This window comes from Paenibacillus sp. FW126-R14, assembly GCF_058789495.1.
Genome location: NZ_JBYTBS010000038.1, coordinates 22,167 through 38,126 on the forward strand (window position 1 = coordinate 22,167; position 15,960 = coordinate 38,126).

14 protein-coding genes are annotated in these 15,960 nt (G+C 45.6%); 4 read left to right on the forward strand and 10 right to left on the reverse strand.

All coding sequences use genetic code 11. The features are described from left to right. Positions 1–3: 3 nt before the first annotated feature. From AC3WRW_RS21660 to AC3WRW_RS21670, 3 genes are read right to left on the reverse strand one after another with little or no spacing between them, the layout of a single operon-like run. Entirely contained in the window at positions 4–699 is a 696-nt protein-coding gene (locus AC3WRW_RS21660; protein WP_492548375.1) for a response regulator transcription factor, read from the reverse strand. Then, complete coding sequence (locus AC3WRW_RS21665) at positions 671–1,282, reverse strand: DedA family protein (protein WP_492548376.1); 612 nt, start codon at positions 1,280–1,282, stop codon at positions 671–673. The genes AC3WRW_RS21660 and AC3WRW_RS21665 overlap by 29 nt, the downstream gene beginning before the upstream one ends. Then, positions 1,272–1,868, reverse strand: a complete 597-nt coding sequence (locus tag AC3WRW_RS21670) for a class I SAM-dependent methyltransferase (RefSeq protein ID WP_492548416.1) — start codon at positions 1,866–1,868, stop codon at positions 1,272–1,274. The genes AC3WRW_RS21665 and AC3WRW_RS21670 overlap by 11 nt, the downstream gene beginning before the upstream one ends. Before the next feature lie 219 nt (positions 1,869–2,087). Between AC3WRW_RS21670 and AC3WRW_RS21675 the strand changes: the two genes are divergently transcribed. Then, positions 2,088–4,721 (forward strand): hypothetical protein, encoded by a 2,634-nt coding sequence (locus AC3WRW_RS21675; protein WP_492548377.1) that lies wholly within the window; start codon positions 2,088–2,090, stop codon positions 4,719–4,721. A 168-nt stretch (positions 4,722–4,889) separates the two neighbouring features. On the opposite strand, the gene AC3WRW_RS21680 is transcribed toward AC3WRW_RS21675, so the two are convergent. Further along, positions 4,890–5,858, reverse strand: a complete 969-nt coding sequence (locus AC3WRW_RS21680) for a helix-turn-helix transcriptional regulator (RefSeq protein ID WP_492548378.1) — start codon at positions 5,856–5,858, stop codon at positions 4,890–4,892. A 144-nt stretch (positions 5,859–6,002) separates the two neighbouring features. Between AC3WRW_RS21680 and AC3WRW_RS21685 the strand changes: the two genes are divergently transcribed. From AC3WRW_RS21685 to AC3WRW_RS21695, 3 genes are all read left to right on the forward strand, one after another. Continuing rightward, positions 6,003–6,482 (forward strand): hypothetical protein, encoded by a 480-nt coding sequence (locus tag AC3WRW_RS21685; protein WP_492548379.1) that lies wholly within the window; start codon positions 6,003–6,005, stop codon positions 6,480–6,482. A 13-nt stretch (positions 6,483–6,495) separates the two neighbouring features. Beyond that, positions 6,496–6,972, forward strand: a complete 477-nt coding sequence (locus AC3WRW_RS21690) for a GyrI-like domain-containing protein (protein WP_492548380.1) — start codon at positions 6,496–6,498, stop codon at positions 6,970–6,972. 235 nt (positions 6,973–7,207) lie between these two features. Beyond that, complete coding sequence (locus tag AC3WRW_RS21695; RefSeq protein ID WP_492548381.1) at positions 7,208–8,164, forward strand: peptidoglycan-binding protein; 957 nt, start codon at positions 7,208–7,210, stop codon at positions 8,162–8,164. Positions 8,165–8,242: 78 nt separating this feature from the next. Here AC3WRW_RS21695 and AC3WRW_RS21700 read toward each other — a convergent pair whose 3' ends face one another. The 6 genes from AC3WRW_RS21700 to AC3WRW_RS21725 form a co-directional block, all read right to left on the reverse strand. After that, positions 8,243–8,854, reverse strand: a complete 612-nt coding sequence (locus tag AC3WRW_RS21700) for a transglutaminase-like domain-containing protein (protein WP_492548417.1) — start codon at positions 8,852–8,854, stop codon at positions 8,243–8,245. A gap of 34 nt (positions 8,855–8,888) precedes the next feature. Further along, entirely contained in the window at positions 8,889–9,395 is a 507-nt protein-coding gene (locus tag AC3WRW_RS21705) for a GrpB family protein (RefSeq protein ID WP_492548382.1), read from the reverse strand. Between the two features lie 350 nt (positions 9,396–9,745). Beyond that, positions 9,746–11,767 (reverse strand): methyl-accepting chemotaxis protein, encoded by a 2,022-nt coding sequence (locus AC3WRW_RS21710; protein ID WP_492548383.1) that lies wholly within the window; start codon positions 11,765–11,767, stop codon positions 9,746–9,748. Between the two features lie 8 nt (positions 11,768–11,775). Beyond that, complete coding sequence (locus AC3WRW_RS21715; RefSeq protein ID WP_492548384.1) at positions 11,776–12,282, reverse strand: acyl-CoA thioesterase; 507 nt, start codon at positions 12,280–12,282, stop codon at positions 11,776–11,778. Between the two features lie 3 nt (positions 12,283–12,285). Next, positions 12,286–13,605 (reverse strand): MFS transporter, encoded by a 1,320-nt coding sequence (locus AC3WRW_RS21720; RefSeq protein WP_492548385.1) that lies wholly within the window; start codon positions 13,603–13,605, stop codon positions 12,286–12,288. Positions 13,606–13,639: 34 nt separating this feature from the next. Then, entirely contained in the window at positions 13,640–15,952 is a 2,313-nt protein-coding gene (locus tag AC3WRW_RS21725) for a M14 family zinc carboxypeptidase (RefSeq protein ID WP_492548386.1), read from the reverse strand. Positions 15,953–15,960: the final 8 nt, after the last annotated feature.

Genomic DNA, 15,960 nt, shown 5'->3' on the forward strand with positions numbered 1-15,960 from the left:
TCTCTAATCAACTTTATACCCCACTCCCCAAACCGTTTTGACGTATTGAGGTTCACGTGGATTGTATTCAATTTTCTCGCGAATGTTCCGTATATGAACCATCACCGTATTATCAGATAAAAATTTGTCCTCTTTCCAAACGCTTTGATAAATTTTTTCTATATTAAAGACTTGACCACGGTGGCTTGCTAAGAGCTCAAGAATGGAAAACTCAAGTGGGGTAAGATATATTTCTTTCCCGCGGACAGAAACGTGATGACGACGTATGTCCATGATTAAATCATCCAATTCGAGAATCGCATTGTCAGAAGCATTGCTGCCGTTTGTCCCCGATAATGACTGCCTGCGAAGATGGGCTTTGACTCGTGCAATCAGCTCTAACGGATTGAATGGTTTGGCCACGTAATCGTCTGCTCCTGTTGTCAAACCCGTTATTTTATCAATATCTTCCCCTTTCGCTGAAAGCATAATGATCGGAGCGCTCGTTATTTCTCTCATTTTAAAACAAGCTTTAATCCCATCCATCAGTGGCATCATCACGTCCAAAATAATGAGATTCACGGTTTCGCGTCGAAGCAGTTCCAATGCCTCCACTCCGTTCTCAGCCTCAAGAACAGAATATCCTTCGTTTTGCAAATAAATGCGAATGACATCCCGAATTTCAAGATCGTCATCGGTCACTAGCACGGTCTGTTTCATTGCGTTTCCTCCTTAAAAACACTTTAACCCCAATAAGTGCAAGCGGCAGCCAAAAAAATTGGAGCCCGTATGAATAAATGAGCGTGCCGATTCTCTGTGCATGATCACCCACGAGATGACCAATCGTAAAGAATAATAACGTCCACACAAATCCTGTTGTATAAGAGTAAATGGCGTATCGTCGAAATGACATCCGATTAAGGCCAGCCATATAAGGCATGACATGGCGAATGATTGGAAAGAAATAACTAATGCTTAAAGCAAAGTTACCATATTTATGCATCAATTTCTCAGAAAAATTAAGATACTTATCCATTCCTTTCTTTCGCCGCAAACGGTCTAGGATATATAAGCCGAAAATACGGCCTAATACATAGCCTAAAGACAGTCCTGAAACTACGCCTAAATACGTTAAAATAAATGCAGGTAATGGATGAAGGATCCCGTTCGCCGTCATTGCTCCTCCGCTCATGACCACGACCTCATCCGGAATGGGCATTCCGACGATCCCCAGCCATAAAGCAACAAAAAGCGCAGCATAGCCATATTGTTGAATGAGCGAGACTAAATTATCATAGCTCATAGTTGCAAGTCTCCATGAACTGCTCTTGACGCTTACGACACACATATACAAATGCAGGTGGAAAATTAAAAGGAACGAAATGGATGTGTTCAATTTCAAATCGGCTGCTGAACTGTTTTCTCATTTGTTGCGAATATTGGAAAGCAATAAATAATCCACCTGGTTTGAGTGACCCTGCAATTTGGTTCATAAGCTGACTACGCATGGATGGCGGAAAATTAAAGAAAGGTAGACCGCTTAGAATGCAATCCAACTGGGCGATCCCCTCTTTCTGTAACGCTGACTGCAGGTTGCAAGCGTCTTCGTAACAGGAATAATCCGTAAACTTGCTCGCTAACTGCTCGCGTAAAAATTGATCCTTCTCGAATAAAACAACTTTTGTTGACGGATCAATCCTCTTCTTCATAAACCTCGTGATAGCCCCAGTACCTGCCCCCAATTCAGCAGCATACTCTACTTCGTGCCAAGGGACCGCTCCAATCATTTTTTCGACCAAAAATACAGAGCTTGGCGTCACACTGCCTGTTTGTTTCGGCGCTCTTGCAAACTTGTATAAGAACAACAACTTTTCTTCGATGGATTTCATCATTGCTGGTTACTCATCCTTCCTCGGTTTGATGCCTTAATCTTAGCTGTTCATTCTTTAGAACGAGTGAAGGAATTTCTTAAGGATTTCTGAATTTCTAATCTCATTTGGACAATCGTAAAGAGAATGTCCTGCACGCTACAGTGAGCTTGCAACTTTTACCTTTTTGCAGCGTTTAATTGGATGTCCGCATTTTCCTGAAAAGGAGCTTATTCCCAAATGAAACGTAAATCTATTGCAGCGCTGGCTGCGATCATTTGTACGGCTACGGCCATCACACCGGCTCCATATGTACATGCGCAATCGAAAGAGCTGGCCCTCGGGTCGATTATCGGTATGGTGCTGACCACAGATATTCATGCATTCGTCAATGGAGAGGCGATCCGTTCGATGAATATCGGCGGCAATACGGCGATTGCCGTGGATGATTTACGCAGCTACGGCTTTGACGTTTCGTGGGACCCGTCCGAACGGCAGGTCGACATTTACCCGAACCCCGCTAAAAAGGTTCAATCGACATACATTCCGAACAGCAACGGAAACATGGCGGTAGGGAACAAAATCGCTGATGTACTGTCAACGGACATTCGCACGGTCGTCCTCGGGAAAGAAATTCCCTCGTTCAACATAAGCGGCCGAACAGCGGTGTTCCTTCAGGATCTTGCTCCGCTGCTAGGCAGCCTGGAATGGAACGAGAAGACGCGCACGGCCTCGTTCACGGAAAATAAGTCCGCCTTACCCGACCCACGGGCAGAGCAAAGTGCCGCCTATCCGCTGCAGATAGAGCATTTATCGAACAACGAATTCACGATTCAATTTACCGATGACGGCATGTACTTCGGGGACAAGCGAGTCGGCTTTGGGCAGGATGGTCGGGCAATGCTTTCGGTTGAATGGATGGCGGAGATGTTTGGCTACAAGACGGAAAAGCACCCAGACGGACTCTACGTTCATAACGATACCTGCGGCTTTCTGATCAGGACGGATCTCGAGACGGCAGAGCTGTATTGGTTCGGCGGCAAGGAGGACGAGACGAAACTTACATTCCCGGCTGTCGAGCGTAACGGGGGGCTCTATGTTGCCGAGTATGATTTAAAGGAGCTGTTCGGTTACACCGGTAACTGGGACTCGGACAAACGGGAGCTGCATGTTGAGCATGCAAGATTCGATGTGAAGGATTTCGGGATTCCGGAGCACAAGAACAGCTACTGGTACGCCGTGAAGGGACTGCTCTTCGCTCCGCTTACGATGGATATGCCCATGCTGACGGTGACAACATCAAGAGGCGGTAAAACATTCGGCGGCAGTTCTTCTATGTCGCTTTCTGAACAAAAAACAGCAAGCGGCGCCCCGATCTACGAGTTCACATCCGAGGCTCCATTGGATCTTGGCGACAATGAAGTCAAGGTTGTGCTCCGCGTACATAAGCGCATAGTGTATAGTAAAACATTCGTCAATACCCTTAAGCCCGAGCTATTGAACCCCGTCATCAATTACGGCGATCTGGGACTGAGGTTCGGCGATTTTAGCTCAATCACACTGGAGAGCCCGGCTTCCGGCCAAGTCCGGTCGAAGGACGGCAAGTTCGATGTCAAAGGAACGGTAAGCCAATCGCTTGGGACCGGCTTGCATGCGGTGATCGAAAAGGAAGATGAGAGCAGTAATTGGAGCGATCGCGAGACTGCGGAAATACCGTTCGATGCTGGCCATTTCGCTGTGACGCTTCCGCTTGATCATGGCAAAGGACGTTACCGGGTTACGCTGCGGTCCGATCTATCCATCCCCGCTCCCCGGCAGTACGACCCATATATCGATGTCGCCCGTTTTTACGTCGACTATCGAGATGGCGTGCCGCTCATCTTCGGCATGCAAGGAAATGAAGGCTTTAGCTGGCGCGACGGGAAGCTGCTGCATACCACGAACACGGGCAAAACGTGGGATGTCGTCGTTCCTGACGGGATCGGCGGCAAGGATCGCCTGATTAGCGCTGATTTTAACGATCCGTATACAGGGTTTGCTTTTTTTCTCACGGATGACAAGAAGCTCGCCGCCACTCATCGGTTGCAGGACGGCGGCGGCCAACCTGCTGGCTGGGAAACGGCCGTGCTGCCGACTACGGAGGCGTGGGAAACAACGCCTGACGTAACGCCGCACAGCGCTCTATTGTATTACAGCACGAATTATGTCATGCTAACCTCTTCGCCCGCGGCAGGGCAAATGAACAAATCGCTATATCGGTCGGACGAAAGAGGCAATTCGTGGACACGCGTAGGGGATATCACCGCCACCATCTATGGCTATCCGACCGGGATCAGCTTTCGCAAGGAGAAGGAAGGCTGGATTACCGCATCGAACCGTGGACAGGACTTTATTCCGCTGTATCGGACGCAGGACGGCGGTAAAACATGGGCGGTTCAGCATGTCGACGCGCCTGCCGATCTGCAAAAGGCGTACGCCAACACATACCCACCCGTATTCGACCAGGAAAACGATCATCACGGCCTATTTATCGCCGAATTTGTTCAGGATGGGGAGAAAACGTACGTCCCCTACGAGACCATTGACGCCGGCGATACGTGGAGCCCTCTCCCTAATCGGCTGAAGGATATCCAGGGAGTTCCGGTGCTTCATTTTGACGGTCTCGTTATGGGCAGGGCAATTTCCAATGACGGCAAAACGATCTACACGATGGATACGTACAATCATCAGGATTGGCAGCCGATTAAAACGGATATACCGCTGCATGATGCATCGCAATTTTTCCTGAGCACGGACGGTTTCGGTTGGGTACTGCTGGACGGCAGACTCAAGGTGACGAACGACGGCGGGAGCACGTGGAGCGATCCGTCGTAACGAATTGCGTGTAAAAAGATAATCTATTGCTATCCTCCCTGCTTTCCACCCGGAATGAGATAAAGGTCTTGTCATTTGTTTTTAACAAGACCTTTATCCCTTAAAACAAAAATAGCCGCGATTTTCGCGGCATACATCCTCAACTATTTTATCGCAAAAAGAAAAATCTCAGTTAAATTTTAAAGCGGCTAACCGCTCTGCCAAAATCATACGCAGTTCATCAGGAATTCGCACAAACTCGACCCCTTTCCCCAAAAACAAAAGCCAATCCGCATAATACGCCAGCGCCTCGCTATCTGTCACATCCAACTGTACATTGAAAATCCCGCTCGACTGAAACATCCCAGTTAAGGACAAAATGATACCAGGCGGGTGCATGCGCTTAAATCGCTGAATCCCAATTGTATCAAGTTTCACTACAAGATTGGATTCACGTGCACGAAGCAGTTTCTTGTCTAAAATCTCTTGTTCAGACAACCTCAGCCCCTGCTCAGAAATTGCCGAATCCCGCAGCATCTCAACAGGCAAATAACGAAACTCATCCGTATCAAAATCATAAACTTCAACCAGCCACTGAGCGTTCGAGTTAAATACATGCAGCAAATAAACGTCAAGCAATTGCGGCCAGCCAATACTCTGCTCATAGGTCACACGTAAATGTTTATCCCTCACTGCCAGCGAAATCAGCTGGTTTAGCTCCGCAGGCGCCGCATCATCGAGCTCCAAAAGATTCGGATTCGCAGGATTTGTATTTTCAAATAGCAAGATATTATTCAGCTCGATTAACTCGTCTTGCTGGGTTTGCGACGCGATACCGATAAGTTTTTCAGTAATGGAGCGGCGATTTTGCAGATAAGGCAGCTGCGAATTTTTCGAGGCGATAAAGCTGATAAAAATAGCTTTCAGCTCTTCCGGCGTGAAGCGGGCGGCGGGTAAATATTGATTTTGCAGGACAAAGTATCCGCCACCGCGCCCAAGCTCGGACGTCAGCGGAAAACCCATCGCCTGAATCTCGTTAATGTCGCGGATAGCCGTCGCACGGGAAATCTTGAACTCTTGCTGAATCTCGGCAATCGTAAAATGCGCGCGGTTATTGATGTACCGCATGATCAGGTTCACTCGTTCTGTTTTCTTCATGATTTTAGTATATCAAAAATGCAGCATAAAATGTCAGCACTGATGGATTTACATTTTCTTTTCAATAAATAGTATCAATTTTTGATACATTTGGCTAATAGAATCAGTCTTGTAAAGAATAAATCCCCCAAAGGAGAGAACAAAATGTCTAACTACTCCATCAAAACAATCTCAGAAAACTTCAAAATGACTGCATTCGGTGTTTCATTTGATGACTACAACGATTGGGCAGGTAATGCAGCAAAAACTGCCGCGAAAAAAGCTGAAATCACTGCAAACGGCAAACTTGCTGAACTTCTCGCACTCGCTGACGGACAAGAATATCAAATCAATTACAACCTCGAGCACAAGCCTTGGCGCGGCTTCGGCGTAATGGGTGAGTTCAACGTGGAAGGCGCAGTCGTCCTAGATTTCCTCGCTGGCGATTACCTTGTCGTGCCTGGGACAGGCGCTGACAAAGACCGCCTTGCTGACGAAATCACAGGCAAAGTTTTTGGCGGACTGATCCAAGAAATCACAGAATACAAATACGTTGGCCCTGGTAACTCAACTTTCGTTAAAGCAAATGAAACAGATGGTTTCTACGGCGAAATGTGGCTTCGTGTAAATAAAGTCGAAGGATAAAAGGAGCATTCAAATGGCAGAGTACACACTTGAACACAAAAAATCATTCACATTGACCGCTTATGGTTTTTCAATCCAGTCGAATTTTCAAGACATGCCAGCTATGCAAAAAGAAAAAGCCGAGTTTTGGAACAAGCTCAAGGCTGACGGGCGTTTTAATAAGCTCAAAGGCGCTGCAAAAGACGATCGCGAATGGTCTGTCAATGAGGTATATCAAGGAAAACCGTGGAACTATTTTGCGGTGGAAGCTGGCAAATCAGTGGTTGACGCAACGCGTATCATTGAGTTTCCAGAGAGCGAGTACATCGTAGTCGCAGGAAACGGCGACAAGGAAACGTTGTTCGATCAGCTGACTTACCGTGCTTTTGGTCAAGTCTTGTCACAAATCACTGATTATGCTTACATCGGTGGTCCAAATGCGACTTATCGCAAAGATAACGGCGACGGCACTTTCTACGGCGAATTTTGGGTGCCGGTGGTAAAAAAATAAGAATATTCGTAAGACAAAACAGGCAGCCATTTAGTTGGCTGCCTGTTTCGTTATATTATTAAAGATTCACTACTTCCACAATCTATCTCCAATATCTATTTTCCTCAAACATCCCCAAATAGCTGGCATTTTTCCTCCGAAAATTAAATCTTTTATGAAGATATTTACATCGCTCCCCTTTTAAATTATGCTAGATTTGCACCGGTGCCAATATTATCCAGTGGGAGCTGTAATAATGTCCAATTTTAAAAAGTCGTTCTTATCTCTCGCAATCCTTCTATCACTCGTATTCACATTGCTTTTCCCCGTCTCTTTCACCGCCCAAGCTGCTGATGCCTGTGTGCTCACGCCGATGACAGACCCATTAGCTCTCCGAATGGAGGCAGGTGAGACTGTTATTTGGGATGGAGTCACTTCTGATTTGCTTGCAGCAAAGAGCCGCTATGAAAATCTATTAAAAGATAAAGGATGGAGTATTACATATACTTCCGCCTATCGCCCTTTTCAATATCAACAGCATTTATATGAAATTGTACAGAATCAGCCAGCATGCAGCGCTGAAAAAGCCAAGCACGGTTTAGGCACTCAGGTTGCAGTTCCCTCTTATACAGCTCCTCATACTGCCGGCATTGCTTTTGATGCTGTTATAAAGAATGCAAGCGGTGTCGCTCTTAATGGCGAGACCTTTGTGAACAGTTCGTTGGTTGCTGTAGCGGAACAAGCCGGACTGAATTTCACGCTTCCGACTAGTGACGGTGTACATCATCAATTATCTTCTGGCGGCTCTGTATTGAGTGTGGGAAGTACGGGCCCAGAGGTTACCGCATTGCAAACAAACCTAAATAAGGTTGGTTACACGTTAACAGTGGACGGGGTCTTTGGTAGCGGAACAGAAGCCATTGTGAAACAATTCCAATCTGCACATGGCCTTACCGTAGATGGCAAAGTAGGATCCACCACTTCAACCAAGCTTAATGCCTTGGCCACTACTACAACAGTTCTCCGTCTAGGCAGCTCAGGCGATGAAGTGAAGGTTCTGCAACGTCTCCTTACAAAAAAGGGATATCCTCTAACGGCCGATGGAGCATTTGGCTCTGGCACGGAAACTGCAGTTAAGAATTTCCAAGCAGCCAAAGGTTTAACTGTGGACGGTATTGTGGGGTCTGCGACTTGGACACAGTTGCGCTTATAAAGTAAAACTGAATCATATTAAGGCCATCCTTCACGGGTGGCCTTTTTTTGATCTCGCGATCACGATAGTGTTAAATTCCTACAAGTCCGTTGGTAAGCCATGAAGATACATATTTATACAATTTACACCTTGTTTTAGTGCGTTAGTCGTTTTAGAATTGGGCTGTTTATATATTTTTGAATAGTCTATTTCGTTGTATTCTTTCCGTATAGTAAACGCCAGTTTTTCATCGTTTAGAGAGAATTCTGCAGTAACACCAACTTTATTTCCGCGTGCATCCAGGCGAATCCATTTTTCTTGGGATTTCAGAAAAACAGCATTTAATGCGTGGATGCAGTACCCTGTCTCAGGAGTGTCACCTAATGTAAGTCTTTGATAGCAAAATCCTGTTGGAATCCCTCTACACCTTAATATAGCACACAATAAATTTGACTTAGCATAACAAATACCTTCTTTGAAATAGAGTGCTTCCGAGGCTTTTCGTGTTATTCTTGAACTTTGAATATCCCACGAATGAGATATTTCATCACGAACAAATTCATAAGCATTTTTAACAAAATCGACTTCGTCAGATGAAGATTTAGTATATAATTCAGCTGCCTTCTCCTTAATGGAAAGGTGACTGAAATCAACTTCTTCAGTCTCCATCAAATAATCTTCTAGTGAGTTCGATTCGCATACCAATATCATCAAATTACAGCCCTCCAACAAACTGAACTACATATCATTTCCAACCCGCACGTTGTAGTATCTCTCTCACAAAGTCGCCTTTGGCATTCGTGTAAGCCAAACGGTCATTCTGAAATCGTTGTGCAAGCTCCAACTTTAAGTCACCATATTGTTTGGCGTCCTCTGGATGACTTCTTAAATAGTCTCGAAATAGGATATGGCGCTTATACTCGGCGTTTTCCATGGTGCAGACGTATAGATGATGCCAGATTACATTGGCGGGTGGAATAAAAGCTTCTCGTCCAGCAGCTCCTAAGTCCCCTTCATGAACGTAGCCAAGGGTGGCTAGCCGCTCAATAGCTTTTAGGATATCCGATTGCGCAGGGACAACAACGTCAATATCAACAATCGGCTTCGCTGCCAAGCCTGGAACAGATGTACTGCCAACATGTTCTATTGTGACTACGAAATCGCTTAAAACAGGAAGTACAAAACCTCGTAACTGCTGAAACAATTGAACCCAACTAGGATCATATTCACGTACTATTAGACTGGCACCCATCAAACCCCTCCTACTTGTTACTTTAATAGATATTCTTTCCAGCCAACCGCACAACATAGTTTTTCATATTCTGATATCGTTGGACATCTTTTAAGAATTGTTAGATTATTTTTCATATGACTCTCCTACAGTAATTTCAAATTTACCAATAATATTACTTCTGCCATTTTACCATATATTAGAACTATCGTGCCCCATTAACTTAATGCTGACACCGCTCGAACTAACGAATGAGCAAAGAGCCTCTGCACGTTGTTGCGCAGAGGCTTGCCGTTCCATGCAGGCATATGAGCTGCCTAACCATGTCTTCATGTTTTGGTTACGTCATACCGCGGCAGACAGTTGTCGCTTCACTCAAGAGGCGAATTATTAACCTGAATGGCTCTAACCGCATCTCCAAGTTCAATCGTCATCGAATCCAAAGTTGATAATCGGGATTGCAATTGAAGAAATTGCTGGGTGGACGACATCGCTGAAGCGAGCATATCCGACGCAACTCCTGCATTATTGGTAGCAATACCGCTTAAATCGGCCATATTGGCTGCAACCTGCTCTGAACTTGCCGCCAACCGCTCGGTTACAGCGGATACTTCGACAACTTGTCCCACTACTTTGTTGAAAGAGGCAACCATGTAGTGAAACTGTTCATTGACTTGGCCTCCTAATTTGGAGCTTATGGTTATATGCTCCCCCATTCTATCCATCGTGTTCATGCTTAGCATGGAGGCTTCCCGCACCGATTCAATTTTATTCGCAATCTCCTTTACGGCATTGGAGGTTTGGATGGAAAGCTTGCGAACTTCGCTCGCTACAACAGCGAATCCCGCTCCATGCTCACCAGAGCGCGCTGCTTCAATTGCAGCATTCAAGGCAAGCAAATTCGTTCGCACGGAAATATCTTGAATCACTGCAACGATTTGTTCAATTTGTGCAACAGATTCATTTAGCACACTGGAGGCATGTGAGGAGTTATCTGCGGTATGCTGCATATCTCGAATGTGCCCGATCATCTTCTCCATCGCTTGCGCACCGTTCGATGCCTCTTTCCCGGATTTCACTGTCTCCTCGACCACATCCCCCGCTGCTACCGCAATCTGGTTAATGCCTTGTGCCATATCCCCAATGGCTAACGTCATTTCATCCGCATTTCTCTCTTGACGATTGGCACCTTCGGCAACCTCTGTTAATTGCCCCGTCGCACTCTGATTCTTTGTAACTGATTCGTCAAAAGACTGGCGGAACGATTCGATCATCGGTCGAAGACTCGAGACGACTTGTCCAACATTCTTATTGATGCCTTGCAGCAAATATCGCTGGCTTTCCCTCATTCGTTCAAACGCCTCTCCGATTTGTCCGATCTCGTCCTTGCGTCGCAAAAGCTTCTCAGGCACTCCCACATTCAATCCGCTCCGTCTTGCCTCCTCGATCGATCGCTTAAGAAGCACGATCGGCTTAGTCAGCCCCGTATACATCTGGATCGTATAAAGCAGAACCGTTAAACATACAATCGCAACCATCACGTACTTAATCGTTTTCAGACCGTCCAGTATCGCACTGTTTTGCGAGATATCTTGATCCAGATACAGTATGGCTGCATTATCGCCCTTCATATCTTGCTCCACAGCGTACATGCCTAGGCGATCTGCAGTCATACCAGCTGCAAATACCGGCGTCATGCTCGTCTTCAATTGCTCAGAGAAACTTTGAAGCCGGGCAGCCGGAATAGCAGGATCAGAGCTAATATAATGACCTGCCGAATCAAGTAAAGCTAGCTTAAGGTTGAAGATGCTTGCAATATTCGTGAGAATATCTTTCTCCAGATAAACGCCGAATATTAAATAACCTGCCTGGGCGCCTCTTTGCTCTATGCTTTCAACAATGGTAACAGCTCCAAACACCAGGGGTCCCTTAGGCGTAAACACAAGCCCGCCAAATTCAGGCTTATTTTTCAGCTGTTCGATAATGTACGGATCAAGAAGCTCAGGTATATCCTCTGTTGCAGACACCGTCTTCCCTGTCCGGTCCAAGGTAATGGAGAATTGAATTTGATCGGACAAGCCGACAGCCGCATCCACATTGTCCACCACAAACTGTTTGTCATTATTAAGCATCGCTCGATATAAGCTTCCCCATATGGCATAGGACTTCGTCGTGTCAATCATGCCTTTAATTTGCATGTCGATATAACGTTGAATAGAAGCGTTGGAACCGCTCAGAGCTTGTTCTTCAATCGCATGAAGCCGCTTCGTAATAACGTTTGAGGCAATCAGTTGGATTACAATAAGCGGAATGGCCAGGTACAGACAGCTGAATAGTGCGATCCTTCTCACGACGGTTAGCCGAACCCAATCCCTGCGAATGATTTTATTCATAAATGCAATTACTCCCATGGATATCTAGTTACCAGAAAATCAGCAAATTTCTTACTCTCTTCTCTACGTCGTTTTCGCAATTCAGTTCGATGTTCAGCAGTTTCAAATAATTTCTTTTCTTCTTCCGTCTCGGGTATGACGCGGGGGACTGGCTTCGGTTTATTATGTTCATCCAGAGAAACAAATGTAAGAAAGGATGTGGCTGCAATATTCATTTCTCCGCTTCTTAAATCTTCTCTGATCACTTTCACAAAAACCTCCATAGAGCTTTTGCCTGTCCAAGTTACAAAAGATTCCAGCGACACAGAATCTGTTGGCCTAATGGGGGAAAGAAAATCTACAGAATCCGTGGACGCCGTAACGACCGCAGCACGACATAATTTTATAGCAGAAGTCGAAGCAATATCGTCGATATAAGCCATTAGCTTGCCGCCAAACAAGGTTCCATGGTTGTTAACATCCGATGGGAAGACTCTGCAAGTTTTGAAACACCGGGTTTCTTTTGTATATTTCATTGTTTAATCGTCTCTGTGTTCGTAGGAGATATGGGAACTTCGCTGTAAGCCAATGCTTTTTTTTCTTTTTACAGCTGAATGGTACATATACCAACCAGCAAGCACGGCAATCAAGCTTAACGCTGCCGAATAGCCAAAAATGCCGAAGTATCCATTATTGCCGTATGTATCTAACCAATGACCGAATAAAATATACATAAACGTATCAGGGGAATAGGCGATTATCGTAATTAAGCCTATGCAAATCCCTGCATATTTCCGGTCTAATCCTATTTCTTCAATACAAGCAAACATGATCGTATAGGCACCGCCACCCGTAAGTACAACCAAGGCATCGATGGCAATGGCTGCCGGCAGTGAGATATCAGTGAAAATAAGCATGACAGCAAGCAATCCTGAAGTAATCAACATAAGAAAGGTGATTAGCTTTATCGTAGATCGCATCCAATCGCTGAGGATTCCGAATACGGGACCAAAAATAATGCTAACGGGGCCAGTCAACACATAGATGATAGCTGCCGAGGCAACATCCAAGTGCATGACATCACCGAAATATGGCGTAAAATACGTAGATACCCCAAGAATGCTGTAGCAGCAAAAACCGACAGCCGCAAAAAGCCAGACTTCTTTGTGTTTCAAGACGAATAACATATCTTTCAATGTTGAATTTTTAATTTTATCACCCGCATCGTCGCTTTGCAGCTCTTTAGGTTTGATGGAGGCAACGAACAGCCAAACAAGCAGCGCGGATAAAAAACAAAGGAGGCTGAAGAAAAGGAAGATATACTTTAAACCAAGGAAGCTCGATGCTGCAAACCCTGCAAGAATGGCGACCCCAACTAAATTGAACAAGGAATTGAAACCGAAATTGAATGCATTGAAATAGCCGTAAGCTTTCCCCTGTTCATGCTCATCCCCGACGAAACGGACGGTCTTCAACCCGGCCGACCAATACATCAGATTGCCAATTATCGCAAATAAGGCCCACAGCGCGATATAAACCCTATAGTTCATAAAAAATGCGGCTACTATTCCCATAACTCCTGTAAATAGCATACAGAGCATAATCAATTTTTTCGTGTCGAATTTATCCGCCAACCAGCCTCCAGGTAATGCCGCAAACATCGTAATAACTCCATAGACGGACATCAAGACACCTAATTGGGTGTTATTAACCCCTAATACCTGAAGGAAGGGGTCATAAAAGGCGCTTGTCATATAAGGCATTAAGAAAATAGCTCCTTGCGTAAAACCCATTACAGCCAAAACCAGCATTTTACGTGGGTTTAATACTACCTTTTGAGCTTTCTGAGCTTTTTCCATAGTTGCGCCTCCTTCACCTCATTTTGTTCTTTCGCTATTCCCCTGATCGTGTCTTGTAATCGCATTCATATCCAGTCAATAATAAGGCATTGGCCATTAACCTGAAGGTTGAATCTACATATTTTCTAAAACAAGGATCAATCCCCATAAGCACTTTAGTGCCTTTGGAGCTCTTTTCGTACTGCAAGGCAGGTTTGCCGCTTAGCTCACCCTGATTCTTGCACCAGCCATTGATAAAGGCATTCTCTGCGAAATAACCGGGAGCTTTCAGATCCCGTGTTTTTCCCAGACCGATGGGACCAACCACATAAACCGTCTGCTCATGATCATACCCATAGCAAAGAGGATCGGAATTATCCAGCTTTAGTTTGAAAGAGCCGCTGCCGGTATTCAGGTGCCAATCCGCCTGATTTTCACCTTGGCTTCCTTCTTCCTCCGGTTTTCTCGCAAGATGGCCTTGGTTGACAATCCCCGTCATGTTATTCAGCATAATTCCCGCATATCCAAAAAGGATGGCGTTGGCGAATTTCGGCGCAGCCTCGATGATGGTTTGTCTTCCTCTTCCCCGCAGCGCCCAGCTGTTACCGTAGCCGACGCCCATAAATTCTTCAAACGGATCGCTCCAAAGCCCTAATCGCGTACCGCCAAATAGAAGGACATCATAATCCGCCGGATTAATTGCGTAACCATTGTTCAACTCGTAAAAGGGCAGCAGCGTTACATCAAATCCCCAATCCGTTAGTACTTCATAGGCACCGCCACTGTCTGCGACAAGAAGAATCTTTGAATTTTTGATCCGATGTGTGCCTTCCGGCAATTCCGCAGGCTTTACATGCAGATCATGACTGTTTACAAATTGCTCAAGCCAATGATAACTGCCCGCATTCTCGAAAAAGAAGTCCCCTGCCTCGCCGCCTTCGTAGCTCTGCGAAGCACGGTATACGTCCACTCCCTGCTTGATGAGCGCATTCACAAATTTCATTGCGTCATTTGCTTGCGATGAAAAGGATAAGAATGGCTTAGCGCTATCCATTTCCAGCAAGCCAAGAACTTCTTCGATTCTTTCCACCTCAACGATGTCTTCATCTAAAGCATCCAATTCCTGAATATCGAAGCCTCTCATGATCGGATACGAGTAGAAAGAGACGTCATACATATTCTCAGCCTTGTCCGTGACTTGCTCGCCTTGCCAAAGAAAATTATGAATCAATCCCCTCAACGGCTGGGCCGTAGGTATGACATACGAGCCGCTGGTTTTACTCCGATACACTTTGATTCCCATCATGAGTAATTTCTCCAGCGTGTCCTTTGTGACTCCTCTATCCCTTTGAGCTGCCCGATCGAAGGGGATCACATAGTAGGCAGGCCCTTTTAAAGCCTTCGAGGTATTCGTCAAACCTCTTAAAAAATAAGTACACTGATTAATCAGCAGTTCATTTTTATGCTGGGCCGCATACTGCAAAGCACCAATGGCGGTGCATAAAGTAACAGCGGCTCCTTCCTCGTTGGGATAGGTAGTTTCCAGCGTATGTGCGATACAGCCAAAATTGTGACAATAGGTCGGCGTATAGATAGGTGAATAATCCTCCCATCCATCCTCCCAGAGCTGTGAAGCAATATCCGTCTTTAAGCGGAGTCTAGCGTCGATGACCTCCGCCATTTTTAGCGCATTTTTCAGTAAATGCCCCTCAAGCAGATCATACTCCGTGTTCGGATTATGGGGTGGCGTACAGGTGTCAATCAACACATTACCGCTGCTCATATAGCCATGAAAATCAACCATAATCGACGGGCTAAAGCGTGTGATTACATGACGGACGATAGCTTTGGTTTCAGGCTGCGTTTGTGCGGCGAAATCCCTGTTCAAATCCATCCCGTGTCCGTTCAGAATATCCAATCCCTTGGATCGCCCGTCCGGATTTGCGCAGATCGTTATCAAGATTACGGCATCCTCCAAAACAACCTTCTGCTGCTCGGAGCCCAGTATTTCATCGATGAAATCCAGCATCCCATCCGTGCCTGATATTTCCGTGCCATGAAGATTGCAATTGAAAAATAACGGAATCTGATAGGATTCCCCCTTCTCAATATCGTCTATAATTTGGTCTGGCTGCCAAAGCGTCTTCTGCCTAAAAGCTTCATAAGCTTTCATTTTTTCATCTGTCACATCTTTAGCCAAAATAACCAAGAATAAATCTCTGCCTTCATGGGACTTCCCGATCGTTTCAACGCGCATATTCATTGGATATTTGGCACGCAATTTATGAAGACTGCCTTCAAGCTCGGAATAAAGCACGGCATATCGCCACAAAGGATACTCTTTGCCATTGGATGTATTCACTATCATTTCAGCAG

Coding starts and splice junctions, on each gene's coding strand:
- AC3WRW_RS21690 (WP_492548380.1), top strand. CDS start 6,496: ATGGCAGAGTACACACTTGAACACAAAAAATCATTCACATTGACCGCT.
- AC3WRW_RS21685 (WP_492548379.1), top strand. CDS start 6,003: ATGTCTAACTACTCCATCAAAACAATCTCAGAAAACTTCAAAATGACT.
- AC3WRW_RS21695 (WP_492548381.1), top strand. CDS start 7,208: ATGTCCAATTTTAAAAAGTCGTTCTTATCTCTCGCAATCCTTCTATCA.
- AC3WRW_RS21665 (WP_492548376.1), bottom strand. CDS start 1,282: ATGAGCTATGATAATTTAGTCTCGCTCATTCAACAATATGGCTATGCT.
- AC3WRW_RS21725 (WP_492548386.1), bottom strand. CDS start 15,952: ATGATAGTGAATACATCCAATGGCAAAGAGTATCCTTTGTGGCGATAT.
- AC3WRW_RS21715 (WP_492548384.1), bottom strand. CDS start 12,282: ATGAAATATACAAAAGAAACCCGGTGTTTCAAAACTTGCAGAGTCTTC.
- AC3WRW_RS21675 (WP_492548377.1), top strand. CDS start 2,088: ATGAAACGTAAATCTATTGCAGCGCTGGCTGCGATCATTTGTACGGCT.
- AC3WRW_RS21720 (WP_492548385.1), bottom strand. CDS start 13,605: ATGGAAAAAGCTCAGAAAGCTCAAAAGGTAGTATTAAACCCACGTAAA.
- AC3WRW_RS21660 (WP_492548375.1), bottom strand. CDS start 699: ATGAAACAGACCGTGCTAGTGACCGATGACGATCTTGAAATTCGGGAT.
- AC3WRW_RS21680 (WP_492548378.1), bottom strand. CDS start 5,858: ATGAAGAAAACAGAACGAGTGAACCTGATCATGCGGTACATCAATAAC.
- AC3WRW_RS21700 (WP_492548417.1), bottom strand. CDS start 8,854: ATGATATTGGTATGCGAATCGAACTCACTAGAAGATTATTTGATGGAG.
- AC3WRW_RS21670 (WP_492548416.1), bottom strand. CDS start 1,868: ATGAAATCCATCGAAGAAAAGTTGTTGTTCTTATACAAGTTTGCAAGA.
- AC3WRW_RS21705 (WP_492548382.1), bottom strand. CDS start 9,395: ATGGGTGCCAGTCTAATAGTACGTGAATATGATCCTAGTTGGGTTCAA.
- AC3WRW_RS21710 (WP_492548383.1), bottom strand. CDS start 11,767: ATGAATAAAATCATTCGCAGGGATTGGGTTCGGCTAACCGTCGTGAGA.